The organism is Streptomyces otsuchiensis, from assembly GCF_004305975.1.
GTDB lineage: Bacteria > Actinomycetota > Actinomycetes > Streptomycetales > Streptomycetaceae > Streptomyces > Streptomyces otsuchiensis.
In genome coordinates, this window is the sequence record NZ_BHZI01000408.1 from 1 (window position 1) to 3,919 (window position 3,919).

Here is a 3,919-nt window from a genome sequence, read left to right on the forward strand (position 1 = left end):
CTGGGAGATGTGTAAAAGAGACACCCCGTGAACACCGCCGCTCTCCTCCCCGCCGCCACCCGATCGGCCGGTCGTCGTCCGCCACGACCGGCGGTGACGCGGCGGGCAACGCCGTCCCCGCCCCGCTGGCGACCGGTGGCGGCCCTCCCCGGCCGCTGGCTACGCTCCCGACATGACCGAGAGCGCGCACACGACGGAGACCGGTGACAGCGACGCGGCCGGGCGCGAGACGACCGGTGCCGGGCACCGGGACACCCTGCGGGAGATGCCGCGCGGCTGGCAGCGGGCGCTCGCCGTCGTCGCCCACCCCGACGACCTGGAGTACGGCGCCGCCGCCGCGATCGCCGAATGGACGGCGGCGGGCAAGGAGGTCCGCTACCTGCTGGTCACCCGCGGCGAGGCCGGGATCGACGGCATCCACCCCGACGAGTGCGCCCCGCTGCGCGAACGTGAGCAGCGGGCCAGCGCCGCGGTGGTCGGGGTGGAGCAGGTCGAGTTCCTGGACCACCGCGACGGGGTCATCGAAGCCGGGCCGGCGCTGCGCCGCGACCTGGCGGGGGCGATCCGGCGGCATCGTCCCGAACTGCTGATCACCATGAACCACCGCGAGCACTTCGGGGACCGCTCCGCGCTCAACACGCCGGACCACCGGGTGGTCGGCCAGGCCGCCATCGACGCGGCCGGGGACGCCGGAAACCGCTGGATCTTCGCCGAACAGCTGGGTGAGGGCGGTCTGGAGCCGTGGAACGGCGTGCGCTGGGTGGCGGTCGCGGCCTCCCCGGAGGCCACCCATGCCCAGCCGGTGGGGGAGCCGGCGGTACGCGCCGCCATCGGCTCGCTGCTGGAGCACCGGGCCTACCTGGAGGGCCTGGGGGCGGAGCCGGAGCAGTACGCCCGGGACCTCATCACCGGCGGCGCCACCGCGGCGGCCGAGAGCTTCGGCGGACGCCGCTGCGTCACGTTCGAGCTCTTCCCGCGCTGAACCGCTGCCCGCCGCCCGACACCCGGCGCCCCCGCGCCCGCCCGACTCCCGCAGTCCGTGCCGGCCGCCCCTTCCCGGGGCGGCCGGCACGTTGTGTTCCGGGCGCGGACGCGCGGCGCGGCCGGGGGCATTCAGTCCCGAAACGGACGGCCCCAGGTCCCGCCGGAATTCCCTTCGGAGAAAGAGGTGTGTGACGTGGCCCACGGCGCTTTCGTCATCAACTAGAACGCTTAGCAGAATTCCGGGACCGAGGTCCGGGACCTTGGTCATGGGAGGGTCGGGAACAACGGACGGGAGGCGATTGACTTTCCCCTGGGCCGGCCGTGTTCTTCCGTCTCTCCGCCGGCCTGGCCTGCGCGGGCGGCCTCTTTCGAGGTGCGGTGACCGTGGGGTCCGGTCGCACTGGAAGGGCCTAAATTCCTTTCCGTGGCCCTACGGCCGGGCGTAGTAAAAAGCCTTCTTGAATCCTCCGGAAAGGCGCATTACCAATGTGGATATGGCGTTCGAGGGAACCGGCGCCGTCACCCACATCGGAGGTTTCACCGGAATGTCCAGCACCAACCAGTCCCGCGCACTTCTCCCCCGACTTCGCAGCCGGGCGGGAACCCTCACCATCGGCGCGTGCGCCGCGGCCCTTCTGGCCGGCGGCGGGGTCGCGCAGGCGACAGGCGGTAACGGCGACCTGTTCGCCTCTGGGCACGCCACCGAGCTGTCCCAGCACGCGAAGGTCCAGGCGGACCTGCAGCAGCGCTCGGTGACCGAGGACGCCAAGCAGGCGGTGGCGGCCAAGGCGGAGTCCGAGCAGGCCGTGGCGGAGAAGGCCGCCGCGGACAAGGCGGCGGCCGAGAAGAAGGCGGCGGCGGACAAGGCGGCGGCCGAGAAGAAGGCCAACGGCTGGGTCACCCCGATCTCCGGCGGCTACACCATCAGCGCCACCTTCGGCAACGACGGCAACCGCTGGGCGGCCGGCCACAGTGGCCAGGACTTCGCCGTGCCCACCGGCACCGCCGTGAAGTCGGTGCACAAGGGCACCGTGGTCAAGGCCGGCGGCAACGGTGCCGGCGACGGTCCCGCCTACGGCAACGCCGTGGTGATCCGCCACGCCGACGGCCACTACTCGCAGTACGCGCACCTGTCCACGGTGCAGGTCTCCGTCGGTGACGAGGTCAAGGCGGGCGACCAGATCGCGCTGTCCGGCAACACCGGCAACAGCAGCGGCCCCCACCTGCACTTCGAGATCCGCACCACTCCCGACTTCGGCTCCGCGGTCGACCCCGCCAACTTCCTGCGTGACAAGGGCGTCGACGTCTGATCGCACCGCCCCGCACCGCCCGCGCAGTACCGGGCGCACACGCCACCGGCCTCCCCCGCACCCGCGGGGGAGGCCGGTGGCGTGTGGGGCGACCTGCCGGGCCGCCCTGGGCGCCCGGGCCCGCGCGAGGCGCCCGGCTCAGAACATCGGCGCGGGAAGCACCCCCTCCAGGGCCAGCAGCGTGCGCTTGGTCTCCAGCCCGCCCGAGAAGCCGCCGATCCCGCCGTCGGCCGCCACCACCCGGTGGCAGGGCACGATCACCGGCAGCGGATTGGCACCCATCGCGGCGCCCACGGCGCGGGCCGCGCCCGGCTCGTCGAGACGGAGCGCCAGCTCCCGGTAGCCGGTGACGGCCCCGTAGGGCACCGCCGCCAGCAGTTCGCGCAGCACGCGACCGGTGAATCCTGGCGCCAGGGTCCAGTCCAGCGGCACCGTGAAGCGCCGGAGCGCGCCGCCGAAGTAGGCGTCCAGCTCCCCGGACGCGGTCAGCAGGTGCCCGGTGGGGTCGCCGCTCGCCGTCCCGCCGCCCGCGGTGGGACGGGAGAGAACGGAGCCGGTCACCGCCTCGTCGGCGTGGAAGACGACTCGCGCAAGCCCGCGGCCGGTCGCGGTGAGGAGCAGCGGGCCGACCGGGCTCGCCCGGAGCGTCCAGAGCGTCCGCCCGTCCGGCGCGGTGCGTACCTCGGGAGGGGAGTCCGACATGGCGCCAGCCTACGAGCCGGCGCCGGCACCCGCCGTCGCGAGCGCGGAACCGGACGGCTCCGTGCCGGCCTCCGGCTCCGTTCCGGCCACCGACGCCGAGCCGCCGGGGCGCAGCGCGGCGCGGATCACGTCCGGCACGTCGGTGATCACCCCGTCGACCCCGAGCGAGGCCAGCGCGATGGCGGTCGGTCCGTCGTTGACGGTCCAGACGAAGACCTCCAGCGGACGCCCGTGCGGCCCGCGCAGCGACTGCACGGCCTCGACGTACTCGGCGGTCACCGAGGTGTGCCGGGGATTGATCTGGTCGGCGTAGCGGGCGTGCCACGGCAGCTCGGCGACCGGCGGCGACCCGAGCAGGCCGGTACGCACCCGGGGGTCGAGGCGGTGCGTGGTGCGCACCGAGGCGGAGTCGAAGCTCTGCACCACCAGCCCGTCGCGCAGCCGTCGCGGAGTCAGCCAGCCGTGCGCGCGCAGCTCGGAGATGATCTCGGCCTCGATGCCCGGGTACAGCTCCGGTGACTTGACCTCCAGCAGCAGCTTCTGCCCGTTGCCGTCGATCCTGTCGAGGGCCTGTCCCAGCGTGGGCACCGGCTCCCCGGCGAACTCGGGCCCGTACCACGATCCGGCGTCCAGGCGGGTGATCTCCTCGTGCGTGAACGCCGACAGCTCCCAGGGAGCGCGGTCCGGGTAGATCTCGGCGGCGTCGGTGGTCCGGTCGAGTGTGACGTCGTGGAGGACGACCAGCTCGCCGTCGGCGGTGCGCTGGACGTCGATCTCCACCCAGTCGATGTGCAGCGCGGCGGCCGCGTCCACCGCCGCGAGGGTGTTCTCCGGGGCGTGGCCGGAGGCGCCGCGGTGGCTGACCACGGTGACGCCGGGGCCGGAATCCGGTGCGGGAGCGCCCATGACGGCGGGGGAGGGGG

Annotated in this window: 4 protein-coding genes; 2 read left to right on the top strand and 2 right to left on the bottom strand. The window is 73.9% G+C overall.

What is annotated here, in order from left to right:
* The first annotated feature begins 265 nt into the window (after positions 1-265).
* Complete coding sequence (locus E0D90_RS24375; RefSeq protein WP_227870474.1) at positions 266-982, top strand: PIG-L deacetylase family protein; 717 nt, start codon at positions 266-268, stop codon at positions 980-982.
* A 547-nt stretch (positions 983-1,529) separates the two neighbouring features.
* Positions 1,530-2,294, top strand: a complete 765-nt coding sequence (locus E0D90_RS24380) for a M23 family metallopeptidase (protein WP_103503760.1) — start codon at positions 1,530-1,532, stop codon at positions 2,292-2,294.
* A gap of 138 nt (positions 2,295-2,432) precedes the next feature.
* On the opposite strand, the gene E0D90_RS24385 is transcribed toward E0D90_RS24380, so the two are convergent.
* Both E0D90_RS24385 and E0D90_RS24390 read right to left on the bottom strand, forming a co-directional pair.
* Positions 2,433-2,996: a methylated-DNA--[protein]-cysteine S-methyltransferase gene (locus E0D90_RS24385; protein WP_130800112.1), complete on the bottom strand. Its 564-nt coding sequence runs from the start codon at positions 2,994-2,996 to the stop codon at positions 2,433-2,435.
* A 9-nt stretch (positions 2,997-3,005) separates the two neighbouring features.
* Entirely contained in the window at positions 3,006-3,902 is an 897-nt protein-coding gene (locus E0D90_RS24390) for a glycerophosphodiester phosphodiesterase (protein WP_438827448.1), read from the bottom strand.
* Between the last annotated feature and the right edge of the window lie 17 nt (positions 3,903-3,919).